The sequence below is a fragment of the Streptomyces sp. ALI-76-A genome (genome assembly GCF_030287445.1).
Classification (GTDB): domain Bacteria; phylum Actinomycetota; class Actinomycetes; order Streptomycetales; family Streptomycetaceae; genus Streptomyces.
In genome coordinates this window covers 5,442,847-5,457,629 of record NZ_JASVWB010000002.1, presented here as the reverse complement: position 1 = coordinate 5,457,629, position 14,783 = coordinate 5,442,847, and the positions used below count along the sequence as shown (strand labels likewise).

At 73.3% G+C, this 14,783-nt stretch carries 12 protein-coding genes and 1 pseudogene; 3 read left to right on the top strand and 10 right to left on the bottom strand.

What is annotated here, in order from left to right:
* Positions 1 to 396 precede the first annotated feature (396 nt).
* Complete coding sequence (locus QQS16_RS25505) at positions 397 to 1,905, bottom strand: aminotransferase-like domain-containing protein (RefSeq protein WP_502963925.1); 1,509 nt, start codon at positions 1,903 to 1,905, stop codon at positions 397 to 399.
* Positions 1,906 to 1,947: 42 nt separating this feature from the next.
* Positions 1,948 to 2,187: pseudogene (locus QQS16_RS44020) on the bottom strand (GntR family transcriptional regulator); the annotation flags it as partial.
* Positions 2,188 to 2,234: 47 nt separating this feature from the next.
* Between QQS16_RS44020 and QQS16_RS25500 the strand changes: the two are divergent.
* Both QQS16_RS25500 and QQS16_RS25495 read left to right on the top strand, forming a co-directional pair.
* Positions 2,235 to 2,750, top strand: coding sequence for a carboxymuconolactone decarboxylase family protein (locus tag QQS16_RS25500; RefSeq protein WP_286064184.1), 516 nt, complete (start codon positions 2,235 to 2,237; stop codon positions 2,748 to 2,750).
* A 94-nt stretch (positions 2,751 to 2,844) separates the two neighbouring features.
* Positions 2,845 to 3,588 carry an isocitrate lyase/PEP mutase family protein gene (locus tag QQS16_RS25495; protein ID WP_286064183.1) on the top strand — a complete coding sequence of 248 codons (744 nt, stop codon included), beginning with the start codon at positions 2,845 to 2,847 and terminating at the stop codon, positions 3,586 to 3,588.
* Between the two features lie 34 nt (positions 3,589 to 3,622).
* Here QQS16_RS25495 and QQS16_RS25490 read toward each other — a convergent pair whose 3' ends face one another.
* The 5 genes from QQS16_RS25490 to QQS16_RS25470 all read right to left on the bottom strand — a co-directional run bounded on the left by QQS16_RS25490 (position 3,623) and on the right by QQS16_RS25470 (position 10,756).
* The gene (locus QQS16_RS25490; protein WP_286064182.1) at positions 3,623 to 4,570 is read right to left on the bottom strand and encodes an ABC transporter substrate-binding protein; all 948 of its coding nucleotides are present in this window, start codon (positions 4,568 to 4,570) and stop codon (positions 3,623 to 3,625) included.
* A 1-nt stretch (position 4,571) separates the two neighbouring features.
* The gene (locus tag QQS16_RS25485; protein WP_286064181.1) at positions 4,572 to 6,527 is read right to left on the bottom strand and encodes an ABC transporter permease; all 1,956 of its coding nucleotides are present in this window, start codon (positions 6,525 to 6,527) and stop codon (positions 4,572 to 4,574) included.
* Positions 6,527 to 7,570: a quaternary amine ABC transporter ATP-binding protein gene (locus QQS16_RS25480; RefSeq protein WP_286064180.1), complete on the bottom strand. Its 1,044-nt coding sequence runs from the start codon at positions 7,568 to 7,570 to the stop codon at positions 6,527 to 6,529. The genes QQS16_RS25485 and QQS16_RS25480 overlap by 1 nt, the downstream gene beginning before the upstream one ends.
* Positions 7,570 to 9,099: a GMC family oxidoreductase gene (locus QQS16_RS25475; protein ID WP_286064179.1), complete on the bottom strand. Its 1,530-nt coding sequence runs from the start codon at positions 9,097 to 9,099 to the stop codon at positions 7,570 to 7,572. The genes QQS16_RS25480 and QQS16_RS25475 overlap by 1 nt, the downstream gene beginning before the upstream one ends.
* A 136-nt stretch (positions 9,100 to 9,235) precedes the next feature.
* A complete protein-coding gene (locus QQS16_RS25470) occupies positions 9,236 to 10,756 on the bottom strand; it encodes an aldehyde dehydrogenase family protein (RefSeq protein ID WP_286064178.1) in 1,521 nt (506 codons plus the stop codon).
* 293 nt (positions 10,757 to 11,049) lie between these two features.
* Here QQS16_RS25470 and QQS16_RS25465 point away from each other — a divergent pair, with 293 nt between their 5' ends.
* Entirely contained in the window at positions 11,050 to 11,241 is a 192-nt protein-coding gene (locus tag QQS16_RS25465; protein ID WP_286064177.1) for a hypothetical protein, read from the top strand.
* 20 nt (positions 11,242 to 11,261) lie between these two features.
* Here QQS16_RS25465 and QQS16_RS25460 read toward each other — a convergent pair whose 3' ends face one another.
* Genes QQS16_RS25460 through QQS16_RS25450 form a run of 3 tightly spaced genes read right to left on the bottom strand, consistent with a single transcriptional unit; the run spans position 11,262 to position 14,716 of the window.
* The gene (locus tag QQS16_RS25460; protein ID WP_286064176.1) at positions 11,262 to 12,491 is read right to left on the bottom strand and encodes a serine/threonine kinase C-terminal domain-containing protein; all 1,230 of its coding nucleotides are present in this window, start codon (positions 12,489 to 12,491) and stop codon (positions 11,262 to 11,264) included.
* A gap of 34 nt (positions 12,492 to 12,525) precedes the next feature.
* The gene (locus QQS16_RS25455) at positions 12,526 to 12,882 is read right to left on the bottom strand and encodes a hypothetical protein (RefSeq protein WP_286064175.1); all 357 of its coding nucleotides are present in this window, start codon (positions 12,880 to 12,882) and stop codon (positions 12,526 to 12,528) included.
* The gene (locus tag QQS16_RS25450) at positions 12,869 to 14,716 is read right to left on the bottom strand and encodes an AbeC-like domain-containing protein (RefSeq protein WP_286064174.1); all 1,848 of its coding nucleotides are present in this window, start codon (positions 14,714 to 14,716) and stop codon (positions 12,869 to 12,871) included. The genes QQS16_RS25455 and QQS16_RS25450 overlap by 14 nt, the downstream gene beginning before the upstream one ends.
* Between the last annotated feature and the right edge of the window lie 67 nt (positions 14,717 to 14,783).

Genomic DNA, 14,783 nt, shown 5'->3' with positions numbered 1-14,783 from the left:
GCCCAGCCGGGGCGGGAGCGCGGAGGGTGCGGGGTGTCGGTCCCGGAGGGCGCGCGCCAGGTGCCTGGTCCCGGAGGGTGCGGTGCCGGTGCGCCGGGTGCCTGGTCCCGGAGACGCCAGGTGCCCGGTCCCGGAGGGCGCGCCGGGTGCCTGGTCCCGGAGGGTGCGGTGCCGGTCCCGGAGGGCGCGCGCCAGGTGCCGGTCCCGGAGGGCGCGCGCCAGGTGCCTGATCCCAAAGGGCGCGCCGGGTGCCTGGTCCCGGAGGGCGCGCCGGGTGCCCGGTCCCGGAGGGCGCGCCGGGTGCCCGGTCCCGGAGGGTGTGCCGGGTACCCGGTCACGGAGGGGCCGTGTGCTCCCCCTCCCCCGGCGGGCACTTCGTGTCCGGTGGCCGACCGGCTACTCGGGGAGCGCCGCGCACAGTGCGTCCAGCGCCGCCGACCATGCGTGGTCGGGCGGGGTTCCGTAGCCCACCACCAGCGCGTCCGGCCGTTCCACGGTCGCCTCCGGGTGCCGGTAGCGGTGCAGCCCGTGCACCGCCAGCCCCTGCCAGGCCGCCGCCCGCAGGGCCGCCGGTTCGGTGCCCGGCGGGAGCCGCAGCACCACGTGCAGGCCGGCCGCGATGCCGGTGGCGTGGATGTGCGGGGCCCGCCGGGCGAGCGCCGCCACCAGCGTGTCCCGGCGGCGCCGGTAGTGGAGGCGGGCCGAGCGGACGTGGCGGTCGTAGGCGCCGGAGGTGATGAACTCCGCCAGGGTCAGCTGGTCCAGCACTCCGCACGACCAGTCCACGCCGCCCTTGGCGGCGACGACCTCCGCGGCGAGCGACGGCGGCACGACCAGCCAGCCCAGACGCAGGCCCGGGGCCAGTGACTTGCTGGCGGTGCCCAGGTAGACGACGTGGTCCGGGTCGAGGCCCTGGAGGGCGCCCACCGGCCGGCGGTCGTAGCGGAACTCCCCGTCGTAGTCGTCCTCGACGATCAGTCCGTCGCCGCGCCGCGCCCAGTCCACCACTGCCGCCCGCCGGTCGGGGTGCAGGGCGCCGCCCATCGGGAACTGGTGGGCGGGTGTGAGGAGGACGGCCCGCTCCTCGGCGCCCACTTCGTCGGTGCGGGTGCCGAGTTCGTCGAGTCCCAGCGGCATCGTGCGCAGCCCGGCCCGTTCCAGCAGCTGCCAGTGCGCGTCGAGGCCGTACGACTCCACGGCCAGGGTCGTGAGCCCGCGTTCCCGCAGCACCTGGCCGAGCAGCATCAGCCCGTGCGCGAAGCCGGAGCAGATCACGATGCCGTCCGGGTGCGTGCGCACGCCCCGGGCCCGCGCCAGGTAGCCGGCCAGAGCGGTGCGCAGCTCCACCCGGCCGCGCGGATCGCCGTAGCCGAGGGCGTCGTACGGGGCGACCGCCAGCGCGCGGCGGGCCGCCTTGAGCCAGGCCGTGCGAGGGAAGGCGGACAGGTCCGGAGAGCCGGGGACGAGGTCGTACGCCGGACGGGACGGTGGCCGTCCACCGGGTGGCTGTCCACCGGGTGGCCGGCCACCGGGTGCCGGACCCGCGGACGACCGGGCCGACGGGCTCGCCCACGGCCCGGAGGCCGAATGCCCCCGCGAACCGGAAGCCCCGCTTCCCACCGACCCGGAAGCAGGCGTTCCTCGCGACCCGAAAGCCGGCGACCCGAGAGCCGGGTTTTCCCATTCCCCGGAAGCAGGCGTTCCCCGCGCACCGGAAGCCGGGCTCCCCACCGACCCGGGGGCAGGCGTTCCCCACGCCCCGGAAACCGGGCGTTCCCGCGCCCCGGAAACCGGGCGTTCCCGCGACACCGATGCCGAACTCCCCCGCGAACCGGAAGCCCCGCTCCCCCACTCCCGCGAAGCCGGACTCGACCGCGACGGCCCGGGAGGCGGGCTCCCCCACAGCCCGGGAGGCGGGGCAGGCAGACCCGTCGCCACGCTCGTACCCGAGCCCTGCCGGGCGGTGAGCCAGCCCTCGGCGACCAGGTCGGCGTAGGCGTCGGCGACCGTGTTGCGGGCGACGCCCAGGTCGGCGGCGAGCGCGCGGGAGGACGGCAGCCGGGTGCCGGGGGCGAGGCGGCCGGTGCGCACGGCCTCGCGCAGGGCGGCGGTCAGGCCCCGGCGCAGGCCCGGACCGCTCGGTTCGAGATGGAGGTCGACCCCCAGAGTGGCCCACGGTTTCGGCATGGAAGTGGACCATACCCCTGGGCAGCTTCGCTCCTAGGGTCGAGGACATGACGACGACGAACAGCGGCACCGCCACGGCGTCCATGGAGTACGCCCCCGCGCACACCCCCCGGCTCAACTGGGCCGAGCACGCCCCCGAGGTCTTCAAGGCGATGCTCCGGCTGGACGCGGCCGCCCGGACGGGCCTGGATCCGAAACTGCTGGAGCTGGTGAAGATCCGCGCCTCGCAGATCAACCGCTGCGCGCTCTGCGTCGACATGCACAGCAAGGACGCGCTCGCGGGCGGCGAGAGCGTCGAACGGATCGTCCAGCTCAGCGCCTGGGAGGAGTCGGAGCACTTCTACACCGAGAAGGAGCTGGCGGCGCTGGCGCTGACGGAGGCGGTGACCGTCCTGACGGAAGGCTTCGTCCCGGACGCCGTGTACGAGCGGGCCGCCCAGCACTTCGAGGAGCCCGAGCTGGCCCAGCTGATCGCCGCGATCACGGTGATCAACGCGTGGAACCGGTTCGGGGTGACCTGCCGGCTCGTGCCGGGCCACTACGAGCCGGGGCAGTACACGTGACCACGCGGACACCGCACATGACCCTGCCTGCTCGTCGCCGTCAACAACTGGAACCGGCTGTCTCGCGCCGGATCCCGCCAGGGGGACACACACCATGAACAAGGCCGAGACGTTCCGGGCCCTGCACCACGGCCGGGTCCCCGGTGACCCGCTCGTCCTGCCCGGCCCGTGGGACGCGGCCAGTGCCCGGGCGTGCGCCGAGGCGGGTTTCCCGGCACTCGCCACGCCCAGCGCGGGCGTCGCCGCCTCGCTCGGGTACGAGGACGGGGCGACCCCGGCCGACGAGATGTTCGCGGCGGTCGCCCGGATCACCCGGGCGGTGGACGTGCCCGTGTCGGCCGATGTGGAGGGCGGATACGGCCTGCCGCCGAAGGAGCTGGTCGAGCGGCTGTGGGAGGCGGGTGCCGTGGGCTGCAACCTGGAGGACTCCGACCAAGGCGTCCTCAAGGACCCGCGGGCCCACGCCGACTGGCTGGCCGAGGTGCGGTCCGTGGCCGCCGACGGGCTGTTCGTGAACGCGCGGATCGACACCTTCGTCCGTGGCGTCACCGACCCCGGACAGACCATCGAGCGGGCCGCGCTGTACGTCGCCGCGGGCGCCGACTGCGTCTATCCGATCGGCGCCCCGACGACCGTGCTGCCGCTGCTGCGGTCCGGGATCCAGGGCCCGCTGAACGTGTTCGCCACGCTGGACGGCGAGGGCCCCTCGCCCACCGCGCTCGGTGAACTCGGGGCCACCCGCGTCACGTTCGGACCCGGGCTGCAACGCCGGGCCACGGCGGCCCTCGAGGAGATCGCCGCACAGCTGCGGCACTCGACGAGTTCGCCGCGCGGCTGACGCCGGGGATGCCGTACGGAGCACTCCCGGCGGGTCAGGACAGCCACGTCCTCCAGGTGGACTCGTGGCCGTCCACCCACTTCTTCGCCGCCTCCTCCGGTGACAGCTTCTGGTCGGCGATCATCAGGGAGACCTCGTTCTGGTCCTCGGTCGTCCACCTGAACTTCTTCAGCAGGGCCGCCGCCTTGCCGCCGCTCTTCGCGAAGTCCGTGTTCAGGTACTTCTGAAGCGGGGTGTGCGGATAGGCGCAGGCGACCTTCTCCGGATCGGCGTCGCAGCCCTCCTTGTAGGCGGGCAGCTTCACCTCCGTCATGGGGATCTTCTTGAAGAGCCACTGTGGGGAGTACCAGTACGTGAGGAAGGGCTTCTTCTCCTTCGCGAACTGCTGCATCTGCGTGATCTGGGCGGCTTCCGAACCGGCGAAGACCACCTGGTAGTCCAGCTTCAGGTTCTTCACCAGCGCCTGGTCGTTGGTGACGTAGGACGGCGAGCCGTCCATCAGCTGGCCCTTGCCGCCGCTCTCCGCGGTGCGGAACCGGTCGGCGTACTTGTTGAGGTTCTTCCAGTTCGTGACGTCCGGGTGCTGCTTGGCGAAGTACGTCGGGACGTACCAGCCGATGTGCCCGGTCACGCCGAGGTCGCCGGCCCGGGTGATCGTCTTCTTGTCGGTGACGTAGCGCTGTTCCTGCTCCGGGTGGCCCCAGTCCTCCAGGATCGCGTCGACCCGGCCCTGGCTGAGCGCGTCCCAGGCGGGCACCTCGTCGACCTGGACGGTGTCGACGCGGTAGCCGAGCTCGTGCTCCAGGAGGTACTGCGCGACGGCGACGTTGGCCTGCGCGCCCACCCAGGACTGGGTGGACAGGGTCACGGTCCGCGCGCCCTGGGCGCCCGCGAACGGCGAGGCCTGCTGGGTCATGTCGGCGGCGCCGCACCCGGTCAGCAGCAACAGCGCGCCCGCTGCGGCAGTCGTACGGACTCGCATGTCACGCTCCCTTCTTCGGGCGGCGTTCCGTCGGCTGGGTCACCCGGTCGAGCATCAGGCCGAGGCAGACGATCGCCGCGCCGGCCACCAGACCGGTCGCCAGGTCGCCCTGGGCGAGGCCGAAGACGACGTCGTAGCCGAGCGCCCCGCCGCCGACCAGGCCGCCGATGATGACGACGGCGAGGACCAGGACGACGCCCTGGTTGACGGCGAGCAGCAGGGCGGGGCGGGCGAGCGGGAGCTGGACCTGCCGCAACTGCTGGCCGCTGGTGGCGCCGAGCGAGCGCGCCGACTCCATGGCGGCCGGGTCGACCTGGCGCAGGCCCTGCGTGGTGATGCGGACGACGGCGGGCAGCGCGTAGACCACGGCGGCGGCCACGGCCGGGGCGCGGCCCACGCCGAACAGGGCGACGACCGGGATCAGGTACACGAACTGCGGCATGGTCTGGCAGACGTCCAGGACGGGCCGCAGCACCCTCTCGAAGCGCTCGTTGCGGGCCGCCACGATGCCGGTCGCGAGGCCCAGGACGAGGGTGACGGCGACCGCCGCCAGGACCTGGGACAGCGTGTCCAGGGACGGCTTCCACACGCCGAGCACACCGATCGCGGCCATCGCGAGGACGGCGGTGAGCGCGGTGCGCCAGGTGCCGATCAGCCAGGCGAGGGTGGCGACGATCAGCAGCACCGACCACCAGGGCAGCCCTTGCAGGCCGTCCCGGATCGGGTCGAGGACCCAGGTGGTGAAGTGGCCCGCCCAGTCGGCGGTGCCGCCCACGACCGGGACGCCGGAGTACAGGTGGGCGGTCATCCAGTCGACGGCCCGGTTGACCGGCTCGGCGATGTTCAGCGTCCACGCGTCGGGCCAGTCGAGACGGCCCGCCAGACGTCCGGCCACCGCCACGGCGACGGCGGCGCCGAGCGCGTACGCCCACGCCAGGCGCCCCTGGCGCGGGGTGCGCCCGGAGTCCGCGGCACCGTCTCCGGCGGCGCCGGTGATCCGGTCCAGGACGACCGCGAGGAGCACGATCGGGATTCCGGCGGCGAGCGCGGCGCCCACGTCGACCGAGGCCAGCGCCTGGTAGACGCGGTCACCGAGGCCGCCGGCGCCGATCACCGACGCGATGACCGCCATGGACAGCGCCATCATGATCGTCTGGTTGAGGCCGAGCAGGAGTTCCTTGCGGGCCAGCGGGATACGGGCGGTCAGCAGCCGCTGGCGGGCGGTGGAGCCGAGTGACTCGACCGCTTCCAGCACCTCCTTGTCGGCGCCGCGCAGGCCGAGCGCGGTGAGGCGGGCCATCGGCGGGGCGGCGTAGACGACGGTGGCGAGAACGGCCGCGGGGACGCCGATGCCGAAGACCAGGACCACGGGCAGGAGGTAGGCGAACGCGGGCAGCACCTGCATGGTGTCCAGGACCGGCCGCAGGACGCGGTCCATCCGGTCGGACAGCCCGGCGGCGAGCCCCAGCAGTGCGCCCACGACGACCGACGTGAGCACGGCCACGGCCATCAGCGCGAGCGTCTGCATGGTCGGCACCCACATGCCGAGCAGGCCGCAGGCCAGGAACGCGGCACCGGTGCCGAGGGCCATCCGGACCCCGGCGGCCCGCCAGGCGACCAGCCCGGCGACGGCGGTGACCCCGGCCCAGCCGATGCCGAGCAGCACCAGGTACACGGCGCGCACGGAGAGCACGACCGCGTTGCTGACGTAGCCGAAGAAGTAGAGGAACAGCGGGTGGCTGTCGCGGTGGTCGATGATCCAGTCGCTGGTCCTGGACAGCGGCTCGGTGAGGTCGACGGTGAGCGCGCCGGGCCAGCTGCCGCTCGCCCAGCGGGCGTTAGCCAGCGGTACGAGGATCGCGGCGGCCAGCGCCAGCAGCGCGAGCTTGGCGACCGCGCGGTGCCTGAGGAAACCGGGGAGGGAGATACGGGGGACGGGAGCGGTGACCGTTGCCATCAGACCGCCTCCTTGTGGAGCTCCGTTCCGGCCACGACGTCCAGGAGCCGTTCGTGGTCGACAACCCCCAGACACCGGCCGTCCTCCACGACACACGCGGGCTTGTGGCTCTCGGCGACGACCTTGATGGCCTCCGCGACCACCGCGTCCGCGGCGAGCGCGCCGGGATGGTCCGGGCCGCCGCACTCCCCGGCGCGCATGGCCGTGCGGACCGTCATGACCTGTTCGCGCGGGACGTCCCGGACGAACTCGCGGACGTAGTCGTCGGCCGGGGAGCCCACGATCTCCTCCGGGGTGCCCAGCTGCACCACCCGGCCGTCGCGCATGAGCGCGATGCGGTCACCGAGCTTCAGTGCCTCGTTGAGGTCGTGGGTGATGAACACCATCGTGCGGCCCTCCTCGCGGTGCAGCCGCACGACCTCCTCCTGCATGTCGCGCCGGATCAGCGGGTCGAGCGCGCTGAACGGCTCGTCGAACAGGAGCACCTCGGGGTCGACGGCGAGCGCGCGGGCCAGTCCGACGCGCTGGCGCTGACCGCCGGACAGCTGGCCGGGCCTGCGCTGCTCCATGCCCTCCAGGCCGACCTTCCGGACGACCTGGGCGGCCCGCTCACGCCGCTCGGACCTGCCGAGGCCCTGGATCTCCAGGCCGTAGGCCACGTTGTCGAGGACCGTGCGGTGCGGGAGCAGACCGAAGTGCTGGAAGACCATCGCGGCACGGTGGCGGCGCAGTTCGCGCAGCCGGGACCGGTCCATGGAGCGGACGTCCTCGCCGTCGATGACGATGGTGCCGGCGGTCGGCTCGATCAGCCGGGTCAGACAGCGCACCAGCGTGGACTTGCCGGAGCCTGACAGCCCCATGACGACGAAGACCTCGCCCTTGCGCACGTCGAAGGAGACGTCCTGGACGGCCGCCGTGCAGCCGGTGCGGGCGCGCAGCTCGGCGGGCGCGAGAGCGGCCAGCTCGGGGTCGGCGGGGATGCTGTCGGCCTTGGGACCGAAGACCTTCCACAGTCCCTCGACGGAGAACACGGGCGTACTCATCACGCACCACCACCGATCAGGTCCGCGGCTTTCTCCCCGACCATGAGCACCCCGATCATCGGGTTCACGGCGGGCATGGCAGGGAAGACGGAGGCGTCGGCGATCCGGATGCCGTCCAGGCCGCGGACCCTCAACTCCGGGTCGACGACGGCCTGTTCGTCGGAGGCGGCGCCCATGCGGCAGGTGCCGGCCGGGTGGTACACGGTGTGCGCGACCTTGCGGGCGTACTCGCTCAGTTCCTCGTCGCCCGTGACGTGCGGCCCCGGGGCCACCTCGCGCCTGAGCCAGCCGGCGAGCGGCTCGGTGGCGGCGATCTCACGGGCGATCCTGATGCCGTCGACCAGGGTACGGCCGTCGTAGTCGTCCTCGTCCGTGAAGTACCGGAAGTCCAGGGCGGGCTTGACCGACGGGTCGGCGCTGGTCAGGTACAGGCGTCCACGGCTCTTCGGCTTGGGGATGTTCGGGGTCATCGAGACGCCGTACGGCGGGCGTTCGTAGCCGAGGCGCTCCGGGTTGTCCGTGAACGGGATCTGGTAGAAGTGGAACATCAGGTCGGGGCCCGCGTGTCCGGGGTCGCGGCGCACGAACAGGCCCGCGTCGGAGTCCATCGCGGAGTTCTCGGGGAGGGGTCCGTCGGTCTCCCAGACGATCACCGACTCGGGGTGGTCGAGCAGGTTCTCGCCGACGCCCGGCAGGTCGAGCGCGACCGGGATGCCGAGCGCCTCCAGGTCGGCCTTCGGGCCGATGCCGGAGTGCAGCAGCAGGCGGGGCGAGTCGACGGCGCCCGCGCACAGCACGACCTCGTTGCGGGCCCGGACCAGGATCTCCTCGCCGTCCCTGGTGCGCACGTGGACGCCCTCGGCGCGGGTGCCGTTCAGCTCCAGCCGGTACGCCCACGTCTCCAGCAGGAGCGTCAGGTTGGCGCGCTCGTCCATCACCGGGTGCAGATACGCCACCGACGCCGAGGAGCGCTTGTTGGTCTCCGGGTGGTAGGCGAGGTCGAAGAAGCCGACGCCGTCGTCGAACGGCTTGGTGTTGAAGCCCTCGATCAGGGGGACGTCCAGTGCCGTGCGCGCGGCGTCGACGAAGTCGCGGGCGATGGCGTTGCGGTCCTTCTCGTCGACCGGGACGATGTTGTTCTTGAGCCGGGCGTAGTACGCCTCCATCGACACCGCGCCCCAGCCCTCGGCGCCGGCCCGCTCCCACTCCGCCCAGTCGGACGGCAGCGGCTTGAAGGCGATCAGGGTGTTGTGCGAGGAACAGCCGCCGAGGACGCGGGCGCGGCTGTGCCGGATGTGCGAGTTCCCGCGCGGCTGTTCGGTGGTCGGGTAGTCGTAGTCGAGTTCGCCGCCCAGCAGGCCCATCCAGCGGCGCAGGGTCAGCACGTCGTCACGGCCGACGTCACTGGGGCCGCCCTCGATGACGGCGACGGTGACGTCGGGGTTCTCGGTGAGACGGGCGGCGATGACGGAGCCTGCGGTGCCGCCGCCTATCACGACATAGTCGTACACCTGGGGGTTCTCGGGCATGGGGGCACTCCAGGGGCTCGGGGCCGGACGCGGCTGGGGGTGGGCGGCCGGGGCCGACAGGGGGTGGGGGCCGGTCCGGCCGGGGACGGGGGCCGGAGCCGGCGAAAGGGGGTGGAGGAGAGGGAGGAAAGAGAGGTCAGCCGGCGAACCAGCGGACGGGCCTCGGCGCGAGGTTCTGGTAGACGTGCTTGGTCTCGCGGTACTCGGCGAGGCCGGCGGGACCGAGTTCGCGGCCGACTCCGCTCTTGCCGAAGCCGCCCCACTCGGCCTGGGGGAGGTAGGGGTGGAAGTCGTTGATCCAGACGGTGCCGTGGCGCAGCCGGCCCGCGACCCTTCGGGCCCGGCCCGCGTCGGCGGTCCACACGGCACCCGCGAGTCCGTACTCGGTGTCGTTGGCGAGGGCGACGGCCTCGTCCTCGGTGCGGAAGGTCTCGACGGTGAGGACCGGCCCGAACACCTCTTCCCGGACGACCTTCATCTCGCGGTGGCAGCGGTCGAGGACGGTCGGCTCGTAGAAGTAGCCGTTCTCGGGCCGCTGCGGCGACGGTTCGGGGCGCTTGCCGCCGGAGCGCAGCACCGCGCCCTCCTTCAGCGCGGAGTCGACGTACGCCTCGACCTTGGCGCGCTGCTGTTCGGAGACGAGCGGGCCGCACTCGACACCGTCCTCGGTGCCGCGGCCGAGGCGGATCCGGTCCGCCCTGCGGGCGAGCTCCGCGACGAAGCGGTCCCGGACCGACTCCTCGATGATCAGCCGGCCGCCCGCCGAGCAGACCTGGCCGCTGTGGATGAAGGCCGCGTTGAGGGCCTGGTCGACGGCGGTGTCGAAGGCCTCCTCGGTGGCGCAGGCGTCGGCGAAGACGACGTTGGGGTTCTTGCCGCCGAGTTCGAGGGCGACCTTCTTGACGCTCGGGGCGGCGGCCTGGGCGACCTTGGTGCCGCTGGCCAGGCCGCCGGTGAAGGAGACGAGGTCCACGTCGGGGTGCTCGGCGAGCCGGGCGCCGACCGTGTGGCCGGGGCCGGTGACGATGTTGGCGACTCCGGCGGGCAGGCCCGCCTCGGCCAGCAGGCCGATCAGGGCGACCGTCGTCAGGGGGGTGATCTCGCTGGGCTTCACCACGAAGGTGTTGCCGGCCGCGAGCGCCGGGGCGATCTTCCAGCTGGCCTGGAGCAGGGGGTAGTTCCAGGGGGTGATCAGCGCGCACACGCCCACGGGTTCGTGCACGACGACGCTGTGGATGTCGGGCGAACCCGCGTCGACGACCCGGCCGGGCGCCTCACCGGCGACGAGGTCGGCGAAGTAGCGGAAGGCGTCCGCGACACAGTCGATGTCGACCCGGCCCTCCTCCACGGTCTTGCCCGCGTCCCGGCTCTCCAGCAGACCGAGCTCTTCGCGGTCGCGTACGAGGAGATCGGCGACGCGCCGCAGCAGCGCGGCGCGCTCCGCGACGGGGGTGCGGGGCCAGTCGCCGTGGTCGAACGCCTGACGGGCCGCCGCGACCGCCAGATCGGTGTCCTTCTCGTCCCCCTCCGCGACCACGGCGAACGGCAGCGCGTCCGCGGGGTCGAGGATCTCGCGGGTTGCGCCGGAGACGGCTTCTCGCCACTCCCCGTCCGCGTGGATGGTCTTCCGTGCCTGCGGTGCCAGTCTGTCCGCCATGATCGGCCTTGCCTTCCGTTCCTGTTCAGTGCCCCTGCGTCACACGCAGGTCACTCACTGGGGACCGGGAGCACATGCCCTCGCGACCCGATTGCATGCGCAATCGTGGCCGAAAGTGCGCCGTGTCACTGGAGGTGCGGGCGAATCGGGCAAAACGCACACCGGGGGATGGTGCGGATGTGAGGCGCCGGTGAAGCCCGGGTGAAGCCCGCCCCGGAGGTGACGCCATGGTGTGAGGGCGCCGATCTGTGCGGCGGCGGGCGCGGCCCTGTGCCTCCGGCCGGGGGCTCGCCGTGGCGGCGGACGCGGACGGCCGGAGCGCGCGGGAGCTCGCGGCGCGGGCGAAGGACGGTCCCCCCGAGGGCGCCGGGACCGACCTGACGCCGTCCTTCACGGACTGTGCCAAGCCGGTCCCGTCGAGGACGCCCTCGGCCGACGGCACGGTGGGCGTCGGCAAGCTGCGGGACGGCCCGCGGAACGCGTGACGCGGTCGCGTCGCACGCGGTCAGTCGATCGCCGCGGGGTCGCAGGCGTAGGGCGGGCAGAAGTGGTCCACGGCCGTGGTGAGCAGCTCGAGTTCGTCCTCGCGGCCGTCGGAGTCGGGACCGTAGGCGGCTATGGCGTAGATGTTGCCGTCCTCCGCCACGAACCGCTCGTCGTAGACGTGCCAGGTGCCCACGTCGGGTTCGCCCTTGAGGCTGTCGGCCAGGTACTGCAACCGCGAGCCGGTGTACGCGCCGTCGTCGAGGGTGCGCCGGGAGAGTTGCCGGAAGCCGTCCGGTTTCGGGGTCGCGTCGGACAGATACAGGTCGAACGAGGCGTCCGGGGACTCCTCCGCCACCTGGTAGATCTGGAGCCGGCGTTCACCGTCCGCGCTGCGGTAGTTGACCACGGCGATGCCGTACTGGGAGGCCACCGTGGTGCGTGACCACCCGGCGGGCCGCGCGACACGGAAGCCCTCGGCGTCCTCGTACGACTCGTACCCCGCGGGGATCTCGGGGGCCGACAGGGACGGGGACGCGGTCTGCCCGGTGGGCGTCGGCGACGGCTCGGTCTGCTGCGAGACCCCGGCCGACGGGGACGACGGGGAGCCGCTCGCCGCGACCGACGGCTTGCCCTTGTCGTCCCCGTCGCCGACCACCAGGGTCAGCACCAGGCTCACGGCGACCCCGACGACGGCGGCCCCGATCAGCACCGACCACACCAGCCGACGGCTCGGGCCCCGGGCCGCGGCGGGAGCGGGCGGCTGGTCCGCGGGCACCCGCCAGCCACCGTCGGGCGACGGAGCGGGCGACCAGGCACCCTGACCGCCGGCACCCTGCCCCGTCGCGGATCCGCTTCCCGTCACCTCGGTGGGGGACCAGGCCGGCCCGCCACCGTCCGGGAAACCCGCCGCGCCCGTCGCCGCCGGGCCGTGCCACCCGCCCTGCGCGCCGGCGACGGGCCAGCCGAGGGGGGTGGACGGCAGGGAGGGGTCGGAGGAGGCGGACGGGGCATCAGGGGCGGAGGGGTCCGCCGGGGCGGCGGGGGTGGGAGTCGGACGGTCCGTGGGCTCCGTGCTCGACGCCGCGTTCGACGCCCCGGCAGCCGTACCCGCGCCCACCCCGTCCGCCCCCGGCGCGAACGCCGGCCGGGCCGGCGGAGGCGGCGTGATGGACGCGGACGTGTCGCCCGCGCCGTCGGCGTCCTCCCAGCGCTGGCTCTCCTCGTTCCAGTACCGCACTCCCCCGCTCATGGCGCCCCTCTCCGTTCCGCGTTCGGATTGCCGCTCACACGCCCAGCAGGCCGGCCACGGCTCCGGCCGACGCGATCAGGCCGACCAGGGCCTGCGAGTCCTGGAGGAGTTGCCGCAGACGGTCGAGGCGTGACGGTGCCGCCGCCCCGGTGCGGGTGATCTCCTCCTCGGTGTCGGCGAGGGCCTCGTCCAGCGCGGCCGTCTCCTCGCTGGCCCGCACCCGGGTCAGGTCGGCCCGCAGCTCTCTTACGGCCGCCAGCAGCTCCTCGGCTGCCTGGTCGCGCGGGACGCCCGTGCCGTGGTGGCTCTCGGCGTGCGCGTGGCTGCCGATGGCGAACGTGCTCCGTGAGACGCCCCCGCTGATGTTGACGTTCGGCTCATCCGTCGGCATCGGTGTCGGATCCCTTCTGCGGCGCGGCGCCGCCGGAAGTCGTGGTGGAGGAAGAGGTCGTAGGGGAGGAGGAAGTCGTGGCGGAGGCCCTCGCGTGGCTGCCGACGGCGAACGTGCTGCCTTCGACACCGCCCTCGATGTTCACTCCGCCACCGCTGATGTTCACGATCTTCTGGACGAACTCGCCGGTCTGGTAACCGGATTCGGCCAGCGCGGCCCGTACCCCGTGGGCGACGCGGTCCTGCACGCTCTTGAGGTAGCGGGAGACGTCCATCTCCTGGAAGGTCGACCCGGTGCGCGCCGAGCCCAGCTCCCGCACCGACAGGGCGGGCCCGTCGGGCAGCGCGGCCGCGTGACCGCCCGTCAGCATCCGCCACCCGTACGCGACCCCCCTGCCCAGTACGACCAGGGAGCGGGCCGCGGACCCGGGCACCCGGGAGACCGCCCAGGCCACCTTGCCGGCCACGTTGTCGTGGCGGAAGGCGTGGGCGGTGCGGTCGGCGTTCTTGAAGGCCTCCCGCACCGGCAGCAGCACATGCGGGGCGATCTCCAGCATGAGCATGCGGCCCTGGGTGTGCACGCGCACGAACACCGTGACGACCAGTTCCTCCTCCCAGCCGCCGACGCGGATGCGCAGGAAGTGCCGCCGCTTCTCGGCGCCCTCCTCCACCGCGCGCTCCCGGTGCTCCTCGAACGCCCGCACGGTGTACGGGGCCTCCTCGCGCCGCCGCAGCCCCTCGGCGGGCAGGAACACGCACTCGTCGATCTCCAGCCAGCGCAGCCGGTCGCGCACGGTGTGACCGGCGAAGTCGGCGGGCAGCCGGAGCTGTTCGAGCAGCGGCCGGATCTGGTCCAGCACCGCGCGGTTGCCGAGCGGCTGCTGCTTCCTCGTGCCGTCGGGTCGCAGTTCGACGGCCAGGACCCAGGTCTCGTAGGCCTCGCCCGCCCCGCAGAAGGGCCGTGCCTCGTGGTACATGACCAGCGGCGCGTGCTGTTCGACCCGGATGCGTTCCTTCAGCCGCTGGAACCTCCCCCGCTCCTCGGCGTGCTCCGCCGGGTCACCGGCGGCGTCCGGGAACCGCGCCGGGGACAGTTCCGTGGCCATCACCTGGGCCAACTGGGCCCGCTGCGCGGCCACGCACAGCGCGATGAGCGCGAACAGGCCGAGTGCCAGCCACGCCTGCCAGGGGTCGAACAGGTCACCGACCCGGCTGGGGTCGGGGATGAGCAGGTCGGTCCAGTCGGACGAGTCGCCGGAGTAGCCGTACGGGTCCGAGTCCGAGTAGTACGACAAGCCGTCGCCGCCGTACGAGCCGCCGTCCGAGCCGTCGTCCGAGCCGCCGAAAGCCGCGAGGAGCGTGGCGACGAGGAACAGCGCGAAGGTGATCCGCCCCCACCAGCGGAGCAGGAAGGCGGGCAGCCGCCGGTGCAGGGGCGGGTCGGCGGCCCCGCCGCGGATCCAGCCGGCGAGGGCCAGCAGCAGGCTGGGCACGAGGAAGCCGGCCAGCAGACCGCCGGTCAGCGGCAGCCCCGCCACCCACAGGAAGAGGACCAGCCCGGCCCACAGCAGCTCCTGGCGGCGGGCCCGCAGGGCGTGCGCGAGGACCCGGGCCGCGTCGAAGCCGAGCGAGGGCGCGACGATCCGCTGTTCGTTGAGGTGGAGCTGCTCGATGACCTTGTCCCGGTAGCCGGAGTCCAGGTAGGCGCCCGCGCACAGCAGCCGGGTCGCCTCGCTGGCGTGCGGCGCGGTGGGCGGGTGCGGTGGCGCCGCGGACGCCGGTGGGGCGCCGGTAGGTGTCTGCTGTGGTTGCTGAGGCACGAATGCGGTGCTCACGCCGCTCCCCCGATGCGTGGAAAACCCTTGGTCACCGTCTTGTTGACAAACCATCAGCATAGAGGGG